General features: G+C 69.8%; 18 protein-coding genes. 12 read left to right on the plus strand and 6 right to left on the minus strand.

Going from position 1 to position 20,932, the window contains the following annotated elements:
• Positions 1 to 170: 170 nt before the first annotated feature.
• The 3 genes from lptF to CHC02_RS11090 form a co-directional block, all read right to left on the minus strand.
• Complete coding sequence (gene lptF / locus CHC02_RS11080; protein WP_089391523.1) at positions 171 to 950, minus strand: lipotoxin F family OmpA-related lipoprotein LptF; 780 nt, start codon at positions 948 to 950, stop codon at positions 171 to 173.
• 45 nt (positions 951 to 995) lie between these two features.
• On the minus strand, positions 996 to 1,397 hold the full coding sequence (locus tag CHC02_RS11085; protein WP_089391524.1) for a DUF4398 domain-containing protein: 402 nt from the start codon (positions 1,395 to 1,397) through the stop codon (positions 996 to 998).
• 183 nt (positions 1,398 to 1,580) lie between these two features.
• Positions 1,581 to 3,839: a heavy metal translocating P-type ATPase gene (locus CHC02_RS11090; RefSeq protein WP_089391592.1), complete on the minus strand. Its 2,259-nt coding sequence runs from the start codon at positions 3,837 to 3,839 to the stop codon at positions 1,581 to 1,583.
• A gap of 85 nt (positions 3,840 to 3,924) precedes the next feature.
• Here CHC02_RS11090 and cadR point away from each other — a divergent pair, with 85 nt between their 5' ends.
• A complete protein-coding gene (gene cadR, locus CHC02_RS11095; RefSeq protein WP_089391525.1) occupies positions 3,925 to 4,392 on the plus strand; it encodes a Cd(II)/Pb(II)-responsive transcriptional regulator in 468 nt (155 codons plus the stop codon).
• A 152-nt stretch (positions 4,393 to 4,544) separates the two neighbouring features.
• Here the strand turns inward: cadR and CHC02_RS11100 are convergent, their stop codons facing one another.
• Positions 4,545 to 4,892: a pilin assembly protein gene (locus CHC02_RS11100; protein WP_089391526.1), complete on the minus strand. Its 348-nt coding sequence runs from the start codon at positions 4,890 to 4,892 to the stop codon at positions 4,545 to 4,547.
• Between the two features lie 195 nt (positions 4,893 to 5,087).
• On the opposite strand from CHC02_RS11100, the gene ppc reads away from it, so the two are divergent.
• The 7 genes from ppc to CHC02_RS11135 all read left to right on the plus strand — a co-directional run bounded on the left by ppc (position 5,088) and on the right by CHC02_RS11135 (position 12,283).
• Positions 5,088 to 7,724 (plus strand): phosphoenolpyruvate carboxylase, encoded by a 2,637-nt coding sequence (gene ppc / locus CHC02_RS11105; protein ID WP_089391527.1) that lies wholly within the window; start codon positions 5,088 to 5,090, stop codon positions 7,722 to 7,724.
• 160 nt (positions 7,725 to 7,884) lie between these two features.
• Positions 7,885 to 8,532, plus strand: a complete 648-nt coding sequence (adk, locus tag CHC02_RS11110) for an adenylate kinase (protein ID WP_089391528.1) — start codon at positions 7,885 to 7,887, stop codon at positions 8,530 to 8,532.
• A gap of 87 nt (positions 8,533 to 8,619) precedes the next feature.
• Entirely contained in the window at positions 8,620 to 9,294 is a 675-nt protein-coding gene (gene tsaB, locus CHC02_RS11115; protein ID WP_089391529.1) for a tRNA (adenosine(37)-N6)-threonylcarbamoyltransferase complex dimerization subunit type 1 TsaB, read from the plus strand.
• A 64-nt stretch (positions 9,295 to 9,358) separates the two neighbouring features.
• Complete coding sequence (locus CHC02_RS11120; protein WP_089391530.1) at positions 9,359 to 9,715, plus strand: hypothetical protein; 357 nt, start codon at positions 9,359 to 9,361, stop codon at positions 9,713 to 9,715.
• Complete coding sequence (locus tag CHC02_RS11125) at positions 9,712 to 10,572, plus strand: DUF72 domain-containing protein (protein WP_089391531.1); 861 nt, start codon at positions 9,712 to 9,714, stop codon at positions 10,570 to 10,572. The genes CHC02_RS11120 and CHC02_RS11125 overlap by 4 nt, the downstream gene beginning before the upstream one ends.
• A 50-nt stretch (positions 10,573 to 10,622) precedes the next feature.
• Positions 10,623 to 11,450 carry an isocitrate lyase/PEP mutase family protein gene (locus tag CHC02_RS11130; RefSeq protein WP_089391532.1) on the plus strand — a complete coding sequence of 276 codons (828 nt, stop codon included), beginning with the start codon at positions 10,623 to 10,625 and terminating at the stop codon, positions 11,448 to 11,450.
• Positions 11,451 to 11,497: 47 nt separating this feature from the next.
• Positions 11,498 to 12,283 (plus strand): class I SAM-dependent methyltransferase, encoded by a 786-nt coding sequence (locus CHC02_RS11135; protein ID WP_089391533.1) that lies wholly within the window; start codon positions 11,498 to 11,500, stop codon positions 12,281 to 12,283.
• Positions 12,284 to 12,723: 440 nt separating this feature from the next.
• Here the strand turns inward: CHC02_RS11135 and CHC02_RS11140 are convergent, their stop codons facing one another.
• The gene (locus tag CHC02_RS11140) at positions 12,724 to 13,356 is read right to left on the minus strand and encodes a TetR/AcrR family transcriptional regulator (RefSeq protein ID WP_089391534.1); all 633 of its coding nucleotides are present in this window, start codon (positions 13,354 to 13,356) and stop codon (positions 12,724 to 12,726) included.
• A 97-nt stretch (positions 13,357 to 13,453) separates the two neighbouring features.
• On the opposite strand from CHC02_RS11140, the gene CHC02_RS11145 reads away from it, so the two are divergent.
• Positions 13,454 to 14,557: an efflux RND transporter periplasmic adaptor subunit gene (locus tag CHC02_RS11145; protein WP_089391535.1), complete on the plus strand. Its 1,104-nt coding sequence runs from the start codon at positions 13,454 to 13,456 to the stop codon at positions 14,555 to 14,557.
• A 6-nt stretch (positions 14,558 to 14,563) separates the two neighbouring features.
• Positions 14,564 to 17,635 carry an efflux RND transporter permease subunit gene (locus CHC02_RS11150; protein ID WP_089391536.1) on the plus strand — a complete coding sequence of 1,024 codons (3,072 nt, stop codon included), beginning with the start codon at positions 14,564 to 14,566 and terminating at the stop codon, positions 17,633 to 17,635.
• A gap of 415 nt (positions 17,636 to 18,050) precedes the next feature.
• Here CHC02_RS11150 and CHC02_RS11155 read toward each other — a convergent pair whose 3' ends face one another.
• Entirely contained in the window at positions 18,051 to 18,884 is an 834-nt protein-coding gene (locus CHC02_RS11155) for a crotonase/enoyl-CoA hydratase family protein (RefSeq protein ID WP_089391537.1), read from the minus strand.
• A 102-nt stretch (positions 18,885 to 18,986) separates the two neighbouring features.
• On the opposite strand from CHC02_RS11155, the gene CHC02_RS11160 reads away from it, so the two are divergent.
• Both CHC02_RS11160 and CHC02_RS11165 read left to right on the plus strand, forming a co-directional pair.
• Positions 18,987 to 19,586 (plus strand): TetR/AcrR family transcriptional regulator, encoded by a 600-nt coding sequence (locus CHC02_RS11160; protein ID WP_089391538.1) that lies wholly within the window; start codon positions 18,987 to 18,989, stop codon positions 19,584 to 19,586.
• Between the two features lie 17 nt (positions 19,587 to 19,603).
• Complete coding sequence (locus CHC02_RS11165; protein WP_089391539.1) at positions 19,604 to 20,731, plus strand: aromatic ring-hydroxylating oxygenase subunit alpha; 1,128 nt, start codon at positions 19,604 to 19,606, stop codon at positions 20,729 to 20,731.
• Positions 20,732 to 20,932: the final 201 nt, after the last annotated feature.

Consider the following 20,932-nt stretch of genomic DNA (forward strand, 5'->3'; position numbering starts at 1 on the left):
AATGGTGTGGGTGGGGCGGTGTAGGAGCGGATCTCATCCGCGAATCGCGCCGATATTTCCGGCTATTGCGGACAAGGTCCTACGGTGGGATATGTGCTGCACGGTAACCTGTAGGAGCGGGCCCTGCCCGCGAATCGCGCGCAGGGCGCGCTCCTACATGGAGAGCCGCGTCAGTAATCGCTATCCACCGACGAGCGCGGCGCCACCGGCTTGGCGTCGTTGGAGATGGTCACTTCCACCCGGCGGTTCTGTGCGCGGCCGGAGGAGCTGGCGTTGCTCGCCACCGGGTAGTCCTTGCCGTAGCCGCGGGTGGTCACCCGGGCCGGGTCCACGCCCTGGGCCAGCAGGGCCATGCGCACCGAGTCGGCGCGGCGCTCGGACAGGCTCTGGTTGTAGCCGGCCGAGCCGCTGCTGTCGGTGTAGCCCTCGACCAGTACCTTGCGCTCGGGGTTCTGCTGCAGGTAGCTGGCCAGTTGCTGGATGTTGTGGCTGGCCTCGGGCTTGAGGTCGGCGCGGTCGAGGTCGAAGAGCACGTCGCCGAAGGTCACCAGGGTGCCGCGCTGGGTCTGCCTGGCCTGCAGGTCCTTGAGCTGCTGGGTGCGCACGTCCAGGCGAGCCTGGGTGCGTTGCGCCGCGGTGTTCTGCAGCTGCCCTTCGGCGGTCTTCAGGGCGATGGTCTGGTTGGCCAGGTTGATGCGCTGCTGCGTCAGGTAGGCCAGCTGGTCCACGTCCTGCTGCTTCTCGCCGTCGCGGTAGGCCTTGTCGGCCTTGCTCAGCCAGTCGCCGGCGTCCTTGGTTTCCAGGGCCGCGAGCTGGGTGGCCTGGGGTTGCGCCTGCAGGGCGGAATAGTCGCTGCGGGCCTTCTCCAGGTTGGCGTTGGGCTCGTGGGCGCAGGCGGCCAGCAGCAGCGCCAGGCTGGAGAGGGCGGGGAGGGCGATGAGTTTACGCATGGCTGTCGTCCTTAATGATCCGGAGGGGGGAATGGGGAAGGGCGCCTACTGCTGTGGCTGCTGGAGCTTCTGCAGCCCTTCCTCGCGGATTTCCATCACGCCCTGCTGGGCGTCCTTGACGGCGTTCTGCGCCTTGACCGCCTGCGACTTGCGCTCGGCCACGCGGGCGTCCCACTCGGCCTGCTGGGCCAGGCGCCTGGCCTGCTCGTACTCCTTGTCGTTGAGGGCGATGCGCGCCTGGGCGAGCTTGTCCTGGGCGGATTTCGTCTCCACCGGCGCGTACTGCGGGCCGCCGGCGCTGACCGCGGCGTTGACCGCCGACTCGGTGACTGCCATCTGCTCGCTCGGCGGGTTGCCGGCGCAGCCGGCCAGGACCAGGGCGCCGGCGCCGATCAGCAGGCCCGTGCGCAGGAAGGCGAGGCGGGGTTGGTGTGCTTTCGGTTCCATTGGTCGAGTCCTCTCGTCTGGGGAACGCGGATTCTCAGCGGGCGATGCCCGGCCTGGCCGTTCGCAGCCCTGCGCTGCGGCGTTGTCCCGTGGTTGCCAGGTACTACTGGGGACTTGAGGACTTGTCCGAGGGTTCAAAAAAAATGGCCGCCCGGAAGGGCGGCCCTATCTGCGGCGCGGCTTTCAGAAGCGCAGGCGGAGCAGGCGCAGGCCGTTGAAGACCACCAGCAGGCTGGCGCCCATGTCGGCGAACACCGCCATCCACAGGGTGCCCAGGCCGGCCAGGGTAAGGGCCAGGAACAGCGCCTTGATGCCCAGCGCCAGGCTGATGTTCTGCACCAGCACGGCGTGGGTGCGGCGCGACAGGCGGATGAACTGCGGCAGCTTGCGCAGGTCGTCGTCCATCAGCGCCACGCCGGCGGTCTCGATGGCCGTGTCGGTGCCCGCCGCGCCCATGGCGAAGCCGATGTCGGCACGGGCCAGGGCCGGGGCGTCGTTGATGCCGTCGCCGACCATGCCCACCCGCGCGCCGCCGGCCTGGTGCTGCTCGACCTCGCGCAGCTTGTCCTCGGGCAGCAGGTTGCCGCGAGCCTGGTCGATGCCCACCTGGGCGGCGATGGCGGCCGCGGTGTGCGGGTTGTCGCCGGTCAGCATCAGCGTCTTCACGCCCAGGCCGTGCAGTTCGGCCAGCGCCTCGCGGCTGGTCTGCCTGACCGCGTCGGCCACGGCGAACAGCGCCAGCGGGCCTTCGTCGTCGAGCAGGACGATGACGGTCTTGCCCTGTTGCTCCAGGGCGTCCAGGCGGGCTTCCAGGGCCGCCGAGCACAGCCCCAGTTCCTCCACCAGGCGGTGGTTGCCCAGGTGGTGCAGGCGGCCGTCCACTTCGCCCTTCACGCCGCGGCCGGGAATGGCCTCCAGCGCGTCGACGCCGTACAGCGCCAGGCCGTCGGCCTCGGCGGCGCGGGCCACGGCCTGGGACACCGGGTGGTCGGAGCGGGCGGCCAGGCTGGCGGCCAGCGCACGGGCGCGCGCCGCGTCGCCGCGCAGGCCGTGGAAGTCGGTCTGCGTCGGGCGGCCTTCGGTGAGGGTGCCGGTCTTGTCCAGGGCCAGCCATTGCAGTTGCCGGCCCAGTTCGAGGAACACCCCGCCCTTGATCAGGATGCCGGCGCGCGCCGCCGCCGACAGGCCGCTGACGATGGTCACCGGGGTGGAGATCACCAGCGCGCAGGGGCAGGCGATCACCAGCAGCACCAGGGCGCGGTACACCCAGTCGAGCCAGGCGCCGCCGAAGGCCAGCGGCGGGATGAGCGCGGTGGCGATGGCGATGAGGATCACGACTGGCGTGTAGATGCGTGCGAACTGGTCGACGAAGCGCTGCGTCGGCGCCCGCGAGCCCTGGGCTTCCTCTACGGCGTGGATGATCCGCGCCAGGGTGCTGTCGTCGGCGCCGCGGCTCACCGCGTACTCCAGCGCGCCCTCGCCGTTGATGCTGCCGGCGAACAGCGGCTCGCCGGCCTGTTTCTCCACCGGCAGGCTCTCGCCGGTGATGGGCGCCTGGTTGACGCTGGAGCGGCCCTCGACCACCTCGCCGTCGAGGGCGATGCGCTCGCCGGGGCGCACGCGCACGCGCTCGCCCACGGCCACCGACTTGGCCGGCACGTCCTGCCACTGTCCGTCGCGTAGCACCGTGGCCTGTTCCGGGGCCAGTTGCAGCAGGCCGCGGATGGCGCTGCGCGCGCGCTCCAGGGAGCGTGCCTCGATCAGCTCGGCGATGGCGAACAGCACCGCCACCATGGCCGCTTCCGGCCACTGGCCGATCAGCATGGCGCCGGTCACGGCGATGCTCATCAGCGCGTTGATGTTCAGGTCGCGGTTCTTCAGGGCGATCCAGCCCTTGCGGTAGGTCGGCAGGCCGGCGCCGAGGATGGCCGCCACGGCCAGGCCGGCCACCAGCCACTGCGGGCCGAGGGCGAACCATTCGCAAACCTCCGCGGCCAGCGCCAGCACCCCGGCCAGGGCCAGCGGCCACCAGGGCTTGTGCTTCGCCGGCGCGCTGGCCAGCGGCTGGCCGTCTTCCACGGCCTCGGCCTCCATGCCCAGGGAGGCCACCAGCTTCTGCAGCGGTTCCAGGCTGTCGAAGCGGTGCTGCACCTTGAGCAGGCGCTGCATCAGGTTGAATTCCAGTTGCTCCACCGCCGGCAGCTTGCCCAGGGCGTCGCGCAACAGGCGCTCCTCGGTGGGGCAGTCCATGGCCTCGATGCGCAGGCTGCTCCAGCGCAGCTCGCCGGTGGCGGCGGCCGCGGCGGCGCCCAGCGCGGCTTCGGCGTGGCGCGGGCGCTCGTGGTGGTGGTCATGCCCGTGGCCGTGCTCGTGGCGGTGCGCGGCGGCGGGGGCGTGGCAGCAGGGCCCGCATCCAGGCTGGCGGCTGTTGGCGTCGGTCATCAGGTCGTTTCCCATTTGACGATGTGCTTGCGATTGCACACCCTGTAGCAACTACAGAGTCAAGCGGTTCCGGGAGGAAAGGCTGATGAAGATCGGTGAACTGGCGAAACTGACCGGCTGCCCGGTGGAGACCATCCGCTACTACGAGCGCGAGGGCCTGCTGCCGGAGCCGGCGCGCACCGGCGGCAACTACCGGCAGTACGACGGCAGCCACGTCGAGCGGCTGTCGTTCATCCGCCACTGCCGCTCGCTGGACATGACCCAGGAGGAGATCCGCATCCTCCTCGGCCTGCGCGACCGCCCCGAGTCCGACTGCGGCACCGCCAACCGGCTGATCGACGAGCACCTGCACCACGTCGAGGTGCGCATCGCCGAGCTGCAGTCGCTGCGCCAGCAGCTGCAGGACCTGCGCGCCCGCTGCAGCGGCAGCGGCAACAGCGAGGACTGCGGCATCCTCCGCGAGCTGCAGCTGCCCGCCGAGCCCTCGGCGGTGCCGGAAGCCTGCGCCGAGGCCGGGCACCTGCACGTGCCCGGGGTGCATGGCAGGCATTGAAGCCCGTTCCAGCCGTAGGGCGCATAACCGTTCGCGGTTATCCGCCGATACACCGAGGCCAAAGTCAACGCCAAGGTTGGCCCCGGAGCCGCCGGGGACCAAGGCCAAACGGCGGATAACGTCGGAGGCGTTATGCGCCCTACGGGATGGGGTCAGCTGTGGCTCGGCTCTTCCTGGTGTCCCGTCAGCTCGTGCAGGTACTTGCGCGACAGCTGCAGGAAGCGCGGGGTAGGGCCGACGTCCTCGTAGAGCGGGTCGCCCTGCTCGTCGTGCGCCACCACCTTCTGCCCCTTCACGTAGGGGAAGCTCGCCTCCAGCTCTTCCAGGGCCGAGCCGACCAGCTCGCCGAGCAGTTCCTCGACGCTGCGCTTGGGGTACATGTCGTGCAGCGCCGCCAGGCGCGCCGCGGTTTCCACGTCCAGCGGGATGCTGTAGCTGTGGCTGGTCATGCGCCCCCTGGCGTTCTGTTCCCAATGGCGTACCAGATCGCGGATCTTCATGTTCACCTCGTGGGCCGGCTCGTGGCCGGCGTGGAAGACGGCCCTTCTGGGGCCGCCGGGAAGAATTTCCCGAATCCTTCGGGATCACATCTAGCCTAGACGCTGTCGGAGCAGGATCGCGGGCGTTCGTCGCACGCTTGTCAGCCGGTGTCGCCAGGCGGCACTGTAAGTAGAACCAGACACGGAGAACCCGTCATGGCGGATATCGACGCGCGCCTGCGCGAGGACGTGCACCTGCTCGGCGAACTGCTCGGGCAGACCATCCGCAACCAGTACGGCCAGGCCTTCCTCGACAAGGTCGAGCTGATCCGCCAGGGCGCCAAGGCGGCGCGGCGCGGTTCGGCGGAAGGCGCGCGGCAGCTGGCGGCGGCCCTCGACGGCCTCGGCGAGGATGAGCTGCTGCCGGTGGCGCGGGCCTTCAACCAGTTCCTCAACCTGGCCAACATCGCCGAGCAGTACCACCGCATCCGCCGCCGCGGGCCGAAGGAGCCGCAGCCCTTCGAGCAGCGCGTGCTGGGCGAGCTGCTGGGGCGCCTGCGCAAGACCGGCGTGGAGCCGGCGGAACTGGCGCGCCAGGTGGCGCAGCTGGACATCGAGCTGGTGCTCACCGCACACCCCACCGAAGTGGCGCGGCGCACGCTGATCCAGAAGTACGACGCCATCGCCGCGCAACTGGCGGCCAAGGACCACGCCGACCTGCTCCCCGAGGAGCGCGAGCAGGTGGACGGGCGCCTGCGCCGGCTGGTGGCCGAGGCCTGGCACACCGAGGAGATCCGCCGCACCCGGCCGACGCCGGTGGACGAGGCCAAGTGGGGCTTCGCGGTGATCGAGCATTCGCTGTGGCAGGCCGTGCCCGACTTCCTCCGCCACGTCGACGAGACCCTGCAAGGCGGCACCGGCCAGCGCCTGCCGCTGGAAGCCGCGCCCATCCGCTTCGCCTCCTGGATGGGCGGCGACCGCGACGGCAACCCCAACGTCACCGCCGCCATCACCCGCGAGGTGCTGCTGCTGGCGCGCTGGATGGCCGCCGACCTGTACCTGCGCGACGTCGACAGCCTGGCCGCCGATCTCTCCATGCAGCAGGCCAGCGAGGAACTGCTGGCGGAAACCGGCGCGGTGGCCGAGCCCTACCGCGCCCTGCTCAAGCAGCTGCGCGAGCGCCTGCGGGCCACCCGGGCCTGGGCCGAACGCGCGCTGGCCGGGGACGAGGTTGCACCCGATGCGGTGCTGCAGGACAACCGCGAGCTGCTGGAACCGCTGGAGCTGTGCCACCGTTCGCTGCACGCCTGCGGCATGGGCGTGATCGCCGACGGCGCGCTGCTCGACACGCTGCGCCGCGCCGCCACCTTCGGCCTGTTCCTGACGCGCCTGGACATCCGCCAGGACGCCGGCCGCCACGCCGCCGCGCTGAGCGAGATCACCGAGTACCTGGGCCTGGGCCGCTACCAGGACTGGGACGAGGCGGTGCGCCAGGAATTCCTCCTGGAAGAGCTGGGCAACCACCGCCCGCTGCTGCCGGCGGACTACCAGGCCAGCGCCGACACCGCCGAAGTCCTGGCCACCTGCCGCGTGGCGGCCGCCGCGCCGCAGGCTTCGCTGGGTTCCTATGTCATTTCCATGGCCGGCCAGCCGTCCGACGTGCTGGCGGTGCAACTGCTGCTCAAGGAGTGCGGGTTGCGCCGGCCGCTGCGCGTGGTGCCACTCTTCGAAACCCTCGACGACCTCGACAACGCCGGCCCCTGCATCGACCGCCTGCTCGGCCTGGACGCCTACCGCGAAGCCCTGGCCGGGCCGCAGGAGGTGATGATCGGCTACTCCGACTCGGCCAAGGACGCCGGCACCCTGGCCGCCGCCTGGGCGCAGTACCGCGCCCAGGAAGCGCTGGTGGACATCTGCCGCGCCCACGGCGTCGAACTGCTGCTGTTCCATGGCCGCGGCGGCACCGTCGGCCGCGGCGGCGGCCCGGCCCACGCGGCCATCCTCTCGCAGCCGCCGGGCTCGGTGGCCGGGCGCTTCCGCACCACCGAGCAGGGCGAGATGATCCGCTTCAAGTTCGGCCTGCCCGGCATCGCCCGGCAGAACCTCGACCTCTACCTGGCCGCGGTGCTGGAAGCCACCCTGCTGCCGCCGCCGGCGCCGGAGCCGGCCTGGCGCGAGGAGATGCAGCGCCTGGCCGCCGATTCCCTGGCCGCCTACCGCCAGGTGGTGCGCGAGACGCCGCAGTTCGTCGACTACTTCCGCGAGGCCACCCCGGAGCAGGAACTCGGCCGCCTGCCCCTGGGCAGCCGCCCGGCCAAGCGCCGCCAGGGCGGCATCGAGAGCCTGCGGGCGATCCCGTGGATCTTCGCCTGGACGCAGACGCGGCTGATGCTGCCGGCCTGGCTGGGCTGGGAGACCGCGCTGTTCAACGCCATCGACCGCGGCGAGGGCAGCCTGCTGGAGCGCATGCGCGGGCAGTGGCCGTTCTTCCGCGCGCGCATCGACATGCTGGAGATGGTCCTGGCCAAGGCCGACGGCGAGATCGCCCAACTCTACGACGAACGTCTGGTGCAATCGGAACTGCGACCATTAGGTGCGCATTTACGCGACCTATTGTCGCAGGCGCTGCGCGTGGTGCTCGGCCTGACGGGCCAGCAGCGCCTGCTGGCGCAGGCCACCGAGACGCGCGAATCCATCGCCGTGCGCAACATCTACCTGGACCCGCTGCACCTGCTCCAGGCGGAGCTGCTGGCCCGTTCCAGACGCTGCGAGGGCGACGCCTGCGGCGCTCTGGAACAGGCCCTGCTGGTGACGGTGGCGGGCATTGCCGCGGGGCTGCGCAACACCGGCTGAGGGGCCCCGACCACGACTTTCCGGTGGCTTGTGCGCTCAGGGTGCGCTGTGTATCTTGATCAGCCTTTCGGCGTATTCCTGCGCCATTTCAAGCATGTTCAGATTGGCCCCATAAGGCAGATCCGGGATTTCGCTTTCAACAAGACTAAGGAGCATATCGATGCGTGTGATTCTGCTCGGGGCGCCCGGTGCCGGCAAAGGTACTCAGGCCCGCTTCATCACCGAGAAGTTCAGCATTCCGCAGATCTCCACCGGCGACATGCTGCGCGCGGCGGTCAAGGCCGGCACCGAGCTGGGCCTGCAGGCCAAGAGCGTGATGGATGCCGGCGGCCTGGTTTCGGATGACCTGATCATCAACCTGGTCAAGGAGCGCATCGCCCAGCCCGACTGCGCCAACGGCTTCCTGTTCGACGGTTTCCCGCGCACCATTCCCCAGGCCGAGGCCATGAAGGAAGCCGGCGTGACCATCGACCACGTGGTCGAGATCGCCGTCGACGACGAAGAGATCGTCAGCCGCATGGCCGGCCGCCGCGTGCACCCGGCCTCCGGCCGCGTCTACCACGTCGAGCACAACCCGCCGAAGGTCGCCGGCAAGGACGACGTCACCGGCGAGGACCTGATCCAGCGCGACGACGACCGCGAAGAGACCGTGCGCCACCGCCTGTCGGTCTACCACACCCAGACCAAGCCGCTGGTCGACTTCTACCAGAAGCTGGCCGCCGTCGAAGGCACCCCGAAGTACAGCCGCGTCGAAGGCGTCGGCTCGGTCGACCAGATCACCGCCAAGGTCCTGGCCGCGCTCAGCTGAGCCGCCGCCCGACCTGCACCAGAGGCCCGCTTGCGGGCCTTTGGCGTTTATAATGCCCGCCCTTTTTCAGCTTGCCGGAAGACCCCGATGCCCACCCTGCTGGCCCTGGACACCTCCACCGAAGCCTGCTCCGTCGCCCTGCTGCACGACGGCCGGCGTTTCAGCCGCCACGAGGTGATCCCGCGGCTGCACGCCAAGCGCCTGCTGCCGATGGTGCAGGAGCTGCTCGACGAAGCCGGCATCGCCCTGGGCGCGGTGGACGCCATCGCCTTCGGCCGCGGCCCCGGCGCCTTCACCGGCGTGCGCATCGCCATCGGTGTGGTGCAGGGCCTGGCCTTCGCCCTGGACAAGCCGGTGCTGCCGATCTCCGACCTCGCCGTGCTGGCCCAGCGCGCCCACCGCGAGCATGGCGCCAGCCAGGTGGCGGCCGCCATCGACGCGCGCATGGACGAGGTCTACTGGGGCAGCTACCGCCTGGAGCAGGGCGAGATGCGCCTGGCCGGCGCCGAGGCGGTGCTGCCGCCGGAAAACGTGGCGCTGCCGCGCGATGCCCAGGGCGACTGGTTCGGCGCCGGCACCGGCTGGGGCTACCGCGAGCGCCTGGCGGTGAAGGTGCAGGCCGAGGACGCCAGCCTGCTGCCCAACGCCCAGGACCTGCTGGACCTGGCGCTATTCGCCTGGCAGCGCGGCGATGCCGTGCCGGCGGACCAGGCGCAGCCGGTGTACCTGCGCGACAACGTGGCCACGCCCAAGGCCGGCTGACCGGCGATTGCCAAGCCCGGGAGCGCTCGCTAGAGTGAAATCCTTACCCGCTGAGCCCTGAAAGATGCGCATCGACGGCCTGTCCAGCTACTCCATCACGCCCGACTCCGGCAGCCGCTCCGGCACCGCAGTCACGCCTTATCGCGAGGTCATGCGCGAGGCCGAGGCGCGTCGCGAGCAGCCGGCGTCCATCGCCGCCAGCCAGGGCTTCGAGCAGCAGGCGCAGACGCGCTACGTGGAGCCGGGCAACGCCGGCACCGGCACCGGCAGCCTGCCCATCGTCCTCAGCGACGTCCTGGCCTACCAGCGCCCGGTCAGCAACCGCGCCGCCCAGGCCCTGGCCAGCTACAGCAGCACCGCCAACCTGCCGCTGGGCGGCTACGACGCCCCGGAAGTGCTGGGCATCGACCTCTACGCCTGATGGCCCTGCCGTACTACCTGGGCTGCCCGTCGTGGAACGAGCCCGCCTGGCGTGGCAGCTTCTACCCCGCCGACCTGCGCCCGGCCGACACCCTGGGTTTCTACAGCCAGGTGTTCAACGCGGTGGAGGGCAACACCACCTTCTACGCCCGGCCCAGCGCCGAGACGCTGGAGCGCTGGGCGCAGACCATGCCGGCGGACTTCCACTTCTGCGCCAAGCTGCCCCGCGACATCAGCCACGAAGGCGACCTGCGCGAGCAGTTCGGCGCCACCGGCGATTTCCTCGACCTGCTGGCACCGCTGGGGCAACGGGTGAGCCCGCTGTGGCTGCAGCTTTCCGCCGGCTTCGGCCCGCAGCGCCTGGGCGAGCTGGCCGCCTGGCTGGATGAGTTCGGCGCCCGGCGCATCGCCGTGGAAGTACGCCACCCGGCGTTCTTCGACAAGGGCGAGGAAGAGCGGGCGCTCAACCGCCTGCTCCACGAGCGCGGCGTGGAGCGCATCTGCCTGGATTCGCGGGCGCTGTTCGCCTGCCGCTCCGACGACCCGGCGGTGCGCCACGCGCAATCGAAGAAACCGAGGATTCCGGTGCGCCCGGCGGCCTTCAGCGACAGCCCGCAGGTGCGTTTCATCGGCGGGCCGGACCTGGACGCCAACCAGGCCTACCTGACGCCCTGGGTGGACAAGGTGGCCGGCTGGATCGAGGACGGCCTGACGCCCCACGTGTTCCTCCACACCCCGGACAACCACCGCGCCGCCGAACAGGCGCAGCGCTTCCACGCGCTGCTGGGCGAGCGCCTGCCGGGGTTGCCGGCGCTGCAGCTGCCGCAGCCGGAAGTGGAGCAACTGGGCCTGCTCTGAGGCCCCGGTTGCGCTAACCTGCAAGCTCCCCTCAGGCACGGAGAGCGCCCATGACCACCCAACGCGAACGCGGCCTGGCCTTCCAGGCCCTGCACCGGCGCGACGGCCTGTTCGTCCTGCCCAACCCCTGGGATGCCGGCTCGGCGAAGATGCTCGCCGGCCTGGGCTTCGAGGCCCTGGCCACCACCAGTGCCGGCCTGGCCTTCGCCCTTGGCCGCTGCGACGCCGAGGGCGAGGTGAGCCGCGAGGAAGCCCTGGCCAACGCCCGAGCCATCGTCGAGGCGACGCCGCTGCCGGTGGCCGCGGACCTGGAGAACGGCTACGGCGACGCGCCCGAGGACTGCGTGGCGACCATTCGCCTGGCCGCCAGCATCGGCCTGGTGGGCGGCTCCATCGAAGACGCCAGCGGCCGCCCGGACGCGCCCATCTACCCCTTCGAGCTGGCCGTGGAGCGCGTGCGCGCGGCGGTGCAGGCCGCGCATTCCCTGGAATTCCCCTTCACCCTGGCCGCCCGTGCGGAGAACCTGCTGCACGGCCGCGACGACCTGGACGACACCATCCGCCGCCTGGTGGCCTTCGCCGAGGCCGGCGCCGACGTGCTCTATGCCCCCGGGCTGACCACCCGCGAACAGATCGACGCGGTGGTGCGCGCGGTGGCGCCGCGGCCGGTGAACGTGCTGGTCGGCTCGCCGGCCCTGCAACTGTCGCTGAGCGAACTGGCGGAGCTGGGCGTGAAGCGCGTCAGCCTGGGCTCGTCCCTGGCGCGGGTGGCCTACGGCGCCTTCTTCCACGCCGCCACCGAGCTGGCCAGCGGGCACCTGGAGGCGACCCAGGAGGGCATGCCCTTCGCCCGCCTCAACGCGCTGTTCCGGCGCTGAGCCCGGGGCTGCGGTAGAATCGGCGCTTTTGCACCGGATCGACCCGCATGAGCGCCAGCGCAGCCACCCCCCGCATCATCGTCCAGGCCCTGGCGCCGCATTGCCGCGAGGCCGCCGGGCAATGGGCGCAGCGCCTGGGCCTGGAACTGGCGGAGGAGGGCGTGGCGGACTTCGCCCTGCAGGTCGGTGAGCAGGGCCTGCAACTGCTGCAACTGGGCCCGGACTCGCCGGGGCCTGTGCGCGTGGACTTCGTCGAGGGCGCCGCCGCCCACCGCCGCCAGTTCGGCGGCGGCAGCGGGCAGATGATCGCCAAGGCGGTGGGCGTGCAGCCGGGCGTACGCCCGCGCGTGCTCGACGCCACCGCCGGCCTGGGCCGCGACGCCTTCGTCCTCGCCACCCTGGGCTGCGAGATGCAGCTGATCGAGCGCCAACCGCTGATCGCCGCCCTGCTGGAGGACGGCCTGGCCCGCGCCGCGCGCGACCTGGAAGTGGCGCCGATAGTGGCGCGCATGCAGCTGCTGCAGGGCAACGCCATCGAGCTGATGGGCGCCTGGCAGGGCGAGGCGCCCCAGGTGGTCTACCTGGACCCGATGTTCCCGCACCGCGACAAGAGCGCCCTGGTGAAGAAGGAAATGCGCCTGTTCCGCCCCCTGGTGGGCGACGACCAGGACGCCCCGGCGCTGCTCCAGGCGGCGCTGGCCCTGGCCAGCCACCGCGTGGTGGTCAAGCGCCCGCGCAAGGCGCCGATCATCGAGGGCGCCAAGCCCAGCTACAGCCTGGAAGGCAAGTCGAGCCGGTATGACATCTACCCGTTGAAGTCGCTGAAAGCCTGACCTGCGGGTTTTTCGTAGGAGCGAGGGGGGCGCCTAGCTCTTGCTCGCGAACAATGGCGTCAGGCCCTGCTCCGGAGCGATGTCGAAGTCCGTCCCCTCTCCCCAGCCCTCTCCCTGAAGGGAGAGGGGGCTTGTCAGTGCCGAGACAAGGAATGGTTTCAGCCGGAGGCCGCTGGAGTTGCCGGCTAACTCCAGAACATCCAAACACTCCGAACGGCCCCCTTTCCCTGAAGGGAGAGGGGGCTAGTTCGTGCCGAGATGAGCATGGCTTTAGCCGGAAACTGCAGAGCTGCCGGTTGACTCTGAAATATCCGAGCACTCCGAACGGTCCCCTCTCCCTTCAGGGAGAGGGTTAGGGAGAGGGAGCAGAGTCAGGCCAGAAACCGACGCGGCCGGCGAGCACCGTTCGCGAGCAAGCTCGCTCCTACAGGCTGGAGCCTTCAGGGCCGATACGCCCGCAAGAACAACTCCACCACCTCCTGCACATGCCTTTCGCTTTCCTCCACCGGCGGCCGCTCGACGCAGCCGATCAGCAGGCGGAAGTGCAGGCAGCCCTGCACCAGCATCAGGAAGTGCTCGGCGGCGTTGCGTGCATCGCTCTCGCGCAGTTCGCCCTTGCGCTGGGCCTGGGCGATCAGCCTTTCCATCTGGTCCAGCACGCGCTGCGGCCCGGCGTCGAAGAACATCTGCGACAGCGCCGGGTTCTGCCCGCCCTGGGCGATCATCAGGCGGCTCAGGGCGATGGCCTCGGGGCTGTTGATCAGGCGGTTGAAGCCCCGCGCGATGTTCAGCAGCAGCTCGCGGGTGGGCGCGTCGGCCGGCGGTTCGTGGAACAGCTCCGGCACCTGTTCGGCGCACTTGGCCTGCACCGCCTCGCAGAACAGCGTCTCCTTGTCGGTGAAGTGGCTGTACACGGTGAGCTTGGAAACCCCGGCCTCGGCGGCGATGGCTTCCATGCTGCTGCCGTCGTAGCCGTTGCACAGGAACAGCTCCTTGGCGGCGTCGAGGATCGCCTGGCGCTTGGCCAGGTCCTTGGGGCGGCCGGGGCCGTTGGAAAGGGGAGGCTGGGACATTTTTTTTACAATTCAAATACTGGACTGGTTGGTTTTGTATTCTTACTATACCGACAAGTATAAAAATTCAACTGCGTTTCGCGAAAGGTCATCCATCATGTTCCGCCATGTCTTGTCCGTCGCTGCTCCCCTGGTCCTCTCCCTGTCCCTCGCTGCCTGTGGCAACGGCGAGCCGGCCAAGCCGGCGCTGCGCCCGGCCATGGTCGTGCAGCCGCAACTGGCGCGCTCGGTCACCGAGGCCTACCCGGGCGAGGTGCGTGCCCGCCACGAGCCGGAGCTGGCCTTCCGCATCGGCGGCAAGGTGGCCAGGCGCCTGGTGGAGACCGGCGAGCGGGTGCGCCGCGACCAGCCGCTGGCCGAGCTCGACCCCGAGGACGTGCGCCTGCAGCTGGAGGCCAACCGCGCCCAGGTCGCCGCCGCCGAGGCCAACCTGCAGACCGTGCGTTCGGAGTACCTGCGCTACAAGACGCTGCTGGAACGCAAGCTGGTCAGCCAGTCGCAGTTCGACAACATCGAGAACACCTACCGCGCCGGCGAGGCGCGCATGAAGCAGGTGCGCGCCGAGTACGACGTGGCGCGCAACCAGGCCGACTACGCCGTGCTGCGCGCGCCGCAGGACGGGGTGATCTCGGCGCGGCGCGTCGAGGTGGGCCAGGTGGTGGCCGCCGGGCAGACGGTCTTCACCCTTGCCGCCGACGGCGACCGCGAGGTGCTGATCAGCTTCCCCGAGCACGCCATCGAGCGCTTCCGCATCGGCGAGGGCGTCAGCGTCGAGCTCTGGTCGCAGCCGGACAAGCGCTTCAGCGGGCACATCCGCGAGCTGTCGCCGGCCGCCGACCCGCAGTCGCGCACCTTCGCCGCGCGGGTGGCCTTCGACGACGCCAAGGTGCCGGCCGAGCTGGGCCAGAGCGCCCGCGTCTACATCCACAACGAGGGCGCCGTGCCCCTGGCCGTGCCGCTGGCGGCGGTGAGCGCCGAGGGCGGCCAGCCGTTCGTCTGGGTGGTCGACCCGAAGGATTCCAGCCTGCACCGCCGGCCGGTGCGCATCGGGCCCTACACCGAGGACCGGGTGCCGGTGCTGGAAGGGTTGCAGCCCGACGACTGGGTGGTCGCCGCGGGCGTCCAGGTATTGCGCGAAGGCCAGCAGGTACGCCCGGTCGACCGCGAGAACCGTTCGGTCAAGCTGCTGGCGAAGGAGTGACGCAGGATGCGCTTCAACCTCTCCGCCTGGGCCCTGCAGAACCGACCGATCGTACTCTTCCTGATGCTGCTGCTGGGCATCGCCGGGGTGCTGTCCTACACCCAGCTCGGCCAGAGCGAGGACCCGCCCTTCACCTTCAAGGCCATGGTGGTCAAGACCAACTGGCCCGGCGCCACCGCCGAGGAGGTCTCGCGCCAGGTCACCGAGCGCATCGAGAAGAAGCTGATGGAGACCGGCGACTACGACCGCATCGTCTCCTTCTCGCGCCCGGGCGAGTCCCAGGTGACCTTCATCGCCCGCGAGGACTTCAAGTCCAGGGACATCCCCGAGCTGTGGTACCAGATCCGCAAGAAGGTCGGCGACATCCGCTACAACCTGCCGCAGGGCATCCAGGGGCCGTTCTTCAACGATGAGTTCGGCACCACCTTCGGCAACATCTACGCGCTGTCCGGCAAGGGCTTCGACTACGCGGTGCTGAAGGACTATGCCGACCGCATCCAGCTGCAACTGCAGCGCATCAAGGACGTCGGCAAGGTCGAGCTGGTCGGCCTGCAGGACGAGAAGATCTGGATCGACCTGTCGAACACCAAGCTGGCCACCCTCGGCCTGCCCCTGGCCGCGGTGCAGAAGGCCCTGGAGGAGCAGAACGCGGTGAGCGCCACCGGCTTCTTCGAGACCGCCAGCGACCGCGTGCAACTGCGCGTGACCGGCCGTTTCGACTCGGTGGAGGACATCCGCCAGTTCCCCATCCGCGTGGGCGACCGCACCTTCCGCATCGGCGACGTGGCCGAGGTGCACCGCGGCTTCAACGACCCGCCGGCGCCGCGCATGCGCTTCATGGGCGAGGACGCCATCGGCATCGCCGTGTCGATGAAGAGCGGCGGCGACATCCTGGTCCTGGGCAAGGCCCTGGAGAACGAGTTCCAGCGCCTGCAGCAGAACCTGCCGGCGGGCATGGAGCTGCGCAAGGTGTCGGACCAGCCGGCGGCGGTGCGCGAGGGCGTGGGCGAGTTCGTCCGGGTGCTGGCCGAGGCGCTGATCATCGTGCTGCTGGTGAGCTTCTTCTCCCTGGGCCTGCGCACCGGCCTGGTGGTGGCGCTGTCGATCCCGCTGGTGCTGGCGATGACCTTCGTCTGCATGCGCTACTTCGACATCGGCCTGCACAAGATTTCCCTGGGCGCCCTGGTGCTGGCGCTGGGCCTGCTGGTGGACGACGCCATCATCGCCGTGGAGATGATGGCGGTGAAGATGGAGCAGGGCTACGACCGCCTCAAGGCGGCCAGCTTCGCCTGGACCAGCACGGCCTTCCCGATGCTCACCGGCACCCTGGTGACCGCCGCCGGCTTCCTGCCCATCGCCACCGCGCAGTCGGGCACCGGCGAATACACCCGCTCGCTGTTCCAGGTGGTGACCATCGCGCTGCTGGTGTCCTGGATCGCCGCGGTGGTCTTCGTGCCCTACCTGGGCGCCAAGCTGCTGCCGGACCTGGCCAAGCGCTACGCCGAGAAGCACGGCGGCAGCGACCAGGGCCACGATCCGTACTCGACGGCCTTCTACCAGCGCTTCCGGCGCCTGGTGGAGTGGTGCGTGCGCTACCGCAAGACGGTGATAGTGCTGACGCTGCTGGCCTTCGTCGGCTCCATCGCCGCCTTCCGCCTGGTGCCGCAGCAGTTCTTCCCGCCGTCGGCGCGGCTGGAACTGCTGGTGGACCTGAAGCTGGCCGAGGGCGACTCCCTGGCCGCCACCGCCGAGCAGGCCCAGCGCCTGGAGAAACTGCTGGCCGGGCACCCGGGCATCGAGAACTACGTGGCCTACGTCGGCACCGGCTCGCCGCGCTTCTACCTGCCGCTGGACCAGCAGTTGCCGGCGGCGAGCTTCGCCCAGTTCGTGGTCCTGGCCAAGGACCTGCAGAGCCGCGAGGAAGTGCGCCAGTGGCTGATCCAGCGCATGGCCGAGGACTTCCCCTCGGTGCGCAGCCGCATCAGCCGCCTGGAGAACGGCCCGCCGGTGGGCTACCCGGTGCAGTTCCGCGTGTCCGGCGAGCACATCGCCGAGGTGCGCGCCCTGGCGCGCAAGGTGGCGGACAGGATGCGCGAGAACCCCCACGTGGTGAACGTGCACCTGGACTGGGAGGAGCCGAGCAAGGCGATCTTCCTCAACGTCGACCAGGACCGCGCCCGCGCCCTGGGCGTGAGCACCCGGGACATCTCGCAGTTCCTGCAGAGCTCGCTGACCGGCTCCACCGTCAGCTACTACCGCGAGGACAACGAGCTGATCGAGATCCTCCTGCGCGGCGACGCCCGCGAGCGCCAGGACCTGTCGCAGCTGCCGAGCCTGGCCATCCCCACCAACAACGGCCGCAGCGTGGCGCTGTCGCAGGTGGCGACCCTGGAATATGGCTTCGAGGAAGGCATCATCTGGCGGCGCAACCGCCTGCCCACGGTGACGGTGCGCGCGGACATCTACGACGACTCGCTGCCGGCGACGCTGGTCAAGCAGATCTCGCCGACCCTCGACCCGGTCCGCGCCCAGTTGCCCGACGGCTACCTGCTGGAGGTGGGCGGCACCGTGGAGGACTCGGCCAAGGGGCAGAGCTCGGTGAACGCCGGCATCCCGCTGTTCCTGGTGGTGGTGATGACCCTGCTGATGGTCCAGCTGCGCAGCTTCTCGCGCATGGCCATGGTGTTCCTCACCGCGCCCCTGGGGCTGATCGGCGTGACCCTGTTCCTGCTGGTGTTCCAGAAGCCCTTCGGCTTCGTCGCCATGCTCGGCACCATCGCCCTGGCCGGGATGATCATGCGCAACTCGGTGATCCTGGTGGACCAGATCGAGCAGGACATCGCCCACGGCCTGGACCGCTGGCACGCCATCATCGAGGCCACGGTGCGGCGCTTCCGCCCCATCGTGCTGACCGCCCTGGCGGCGGTGCTGGCGATGATCCCGCTGTCGCGCAGCGTGTTCTTCGGGCCCATGGCGGTGGCCATCATGGGCGGCCTGATCGTCGCCACGGCGCTGACCTTGCTGTTCCTGCCGGCGCTCTACGCCGCCTGGTTCAGGGTCAAGAAGGAGCCTGCGTAGGGCGAAGGTGTGAGGTTGACGCCGGCCTTTCCTCCTGCAGAGGACAGCCCCCTCTCCCGCTTGCGGGAGAGGGCTGGGGAGAGGGCGCTCTTGACCCCAATGCCTACGTCACCGGGAAACGTTATCCGCCGTTTTCAACGACGGATGATACGGTCCTGGGAAGCACGGTCGTAGGAGCAACTGTCTTGCGCACCGCGCCGAAATGCTCTTCGTAGGAGCGAGCTTGCTCGCGAATAAACCCTGCTGCGGAGTCCGTTCGCGAGCAATCTCGCTCCTACAGGTTGCCGGAAGGCGTGGCATTTCCCTGTAGGACTCCGTCCGCGATCGGCATCGGCCACGCCGGGCGGCCCCGGTAGCACGGCCGACGGCGGATAACCGTGGACGGTTATTCGCCCTACGAGCAGGATGTCGCGGCTCAGGGAATCGGCGCCCCCGAATCCCGCTCGCGCACCGCCCGGGCGAAGCCCACTTCCTCGCAACGCGCCTTGAAGCGCACGCCTTCGGGGCTGTGGCGGGTGATGCCGTCGAACAGGGTGGCGAACATCTGCGTGGTCTCCAGGCCCATGTTGTGGAAGGCCTGGTTGATCATCAGCTTCTGCATCATCAGCTGGTTCTTCGGGATGCCCTGCATGCGCGCGGCCAGGGCGTCCACCGTGGCGTCCAGTTCGGCCAGCGGCACGCTCTGGTAGACCAGCCCCAGGCGCTGGGCCTCGCGGCCATCGACCAGGTCGCCGGTGAGCAGCATGCGCTTGGCCTTCTCCGGGCCCAGGCGGTAGACCCACATGGCGGTGGTGGGGCAGCCCCAGACGCGCGCCGGCGGGTAACCGATCTGCGCTTCCTCGGCCATGACGATCAGGTCGCAGCACAGGGCTATGTCGCTGCCGCCAGCCACCGCCGGGCCGTTGACCTTGGCGATCACCGGCTTGTAACTGCGGAACAGGCTCATGAACTGCTCGGTGTTCCGCTTCATCAGCGCGTAGTCGAGCATCGGGTCCCAGGGCATTTCCTGGCTGCCATAGACGCCGCGCGGGTTCTCGGCGAAGAACTTGAGGTCGTAACCGCTGCAGAAGCCGCGCCCGGCGCCGGTGAGGACGATGACGTGCACGGCGTCGTCGGCGTTGGCGCGGGCCACGGCCGCTTCCAGCTCGGCGGGCATGCGGTCGTCGATGGCGTTGAGCCGTTCGGGGCGGTTGAGGGTGAGGGTGGCGACGCGTCCGTCGACGCGGTACAGCACGCAGGGTTCGCTCATGGCCGGGGCTCTCGTGGTGGCTTCCTGGGATGGGGGCTTGGCTCGCTCGCGGAAATAAGTAAACTGAATTCACTTTTTCTGTCCAGCCCCGCGAGCCCCGCCATGCCCGACCTTTCGGCTAAAGCCCTGAAAACCCGCGCCAGCCTGCTGGAGGCCGCGCGCGCCGAACTGCTGGAGTTCGGCGGCGGCCTGGAGGTGGGGCGGGTGGCCGAGCGCGCGGGCGTCTCGGTGGGGCTGATCTACCGCTACTTCGCCTCCCGCGCCGGGTTGCTGGCGGCGGTGGCGGAGGACTTCTACGACCGCTACCAGGCCCAGGTGATGGCCGCCGACCCGCTGCCCCAGGCCCAGGACTGGAGCGAGCGCGAGGAGCAGCGGGTGCGCCGCGCGGTGGAGTTCGTCTATGCCGAGCCGCTGGCGCCGCTGGTGCTGGTCAGCCTGGCGCGCGAACCCGAGGTGGCGGCGCTGGAGGCCCAGCGCATCGCCGAGAACATCCGCCAGGGCGCCGACAACATCCGCCGCGGCCAGGCCGCCGGGCAGCTCAATGCACAACTGGATGCGCAGCTGGTCTCGGCGATGATCCTCGGCGGCCTGCACCAGGCCCTGCTGGAAGCCCTGGCGCGCCAGCCCCGGCCGCCGGCCGCGCAACTGGCGCGGCAGCTGTGGCATTTCATCCGCGGCGCGCTGGCGCCCCTGTCGAACTGAACAGAAGGAGTCGCCCCATGCAGCATGCAACCCAGGTGGAGCTGTTGAGCAAGGTCCTGGCCCTGGCCGAGCGGGGCGTTTCCGATGGCGCGGCGGAGCCGTCGTCGCTACCGGTGTCCGCCTACCTGGACGAGGAACGCTACCGTCGCGAACGCGACGAGGTGCTGCTGCGCGAGCCGGTCCTGGTGGCGCGTTCCAGCGAGATCGCCAAGGGCGCCTTCCTCACCCGCGAGCTGATGGTGCCGCTGCTGCTGACCCGCGACGAGCAAGGGCGGCTGCGGGCCTTCCTGAACGTGTGCAAGCACCGTGGCACGCAACTGGTAGGCGAGGCGGCGGGGCGCAACCGGGTGTTCGTCTGCCCCTACCACGCCTGGGCCTACAACCCGGACGGGCAACTGCGCGGCATTCCCCACGGCTACGGCTTCGAAGGCGTCGACAGGGCCTGCCTGAACCTCACCGAACTGCCGGTGGCAGAGCGCTTCGGCGCGGTCTGGGCGCGCCTTTCACCCGGGCCGGCGCTGGACCTGGACAGCTTCTTCGGCGAAGCGCTGTGCGCCGACTTCGACAGCTTCGCCATCGACGACCACGTGCTCTTCGACCCGCGCGACATTCGCCGCCCGGTGAACTGGAAGCTGACGGTGGACACCTTCCTGGAGAACTACCACGTGGCCAAGGCCCACCAGGCCACCATCGACCACCTGTTCTGGCCCAACCTGGGCAGCTTCGAGCGCTTCGGCCGGCACATCCGCAACTACTACGTGAAACGCAACCTGCGCGAGCTGCAGGGGCAGCCGGAAGAGCAATGGGACCTGCGCCGCCACGGCAACCTGCTGTACCTGCTGTGGCCGAACACCCTGGTGCTGGTGGAGCCGGACCACATCGACTTCTCCAGCGTATTCCCCGACGGCCCGCTGGCCACGCGGGTGCTCAGCCACACACTGCTGCCGGAGGAGCCGCAGACGGAGAAGGCGCAGCGCTATTTCGAGAAGAACAACGAAATCCTCTACGCTGCCCTGGAAGAAGACTTCGCCATGGCGACGCGGGTGCAGAACGGCATCCGCGCCGGCGCCAGCGAACGCCTGTGGCACGGGACCTACGAGGTGGCGCTGCGGTGGTTCCACCAGAGCCTGGAGCAGGGCTTGTAGGAGCGGGCCCTGCCCGCGAATCGCGCGCAGGGCGCGCTCCTACAGGTGGGACAGCGGTGGCGGGGTAGGACTCCGTCCGCGATGGGCTGAGCCCGTGCATGGCTGTCGCGGATAAATCCGCTCCTACGGTTCCAGGAACGCACAGCCGTCACCGGATGACGCCTGTCTACCAGGCAACTCAGGACAGCCCCCTCTCCCGCT

Origin of the sequence: Pseudomonas delhiensis, assembly GCF_900187975.1 — a bacterium.
Lineage (GTDB): Bacteria > Pseudomonadota > Gammaproteobacteria > Pseudomonadales > Pseudomonadaceae > Pseudomonas > Pseudomonas delhiensis.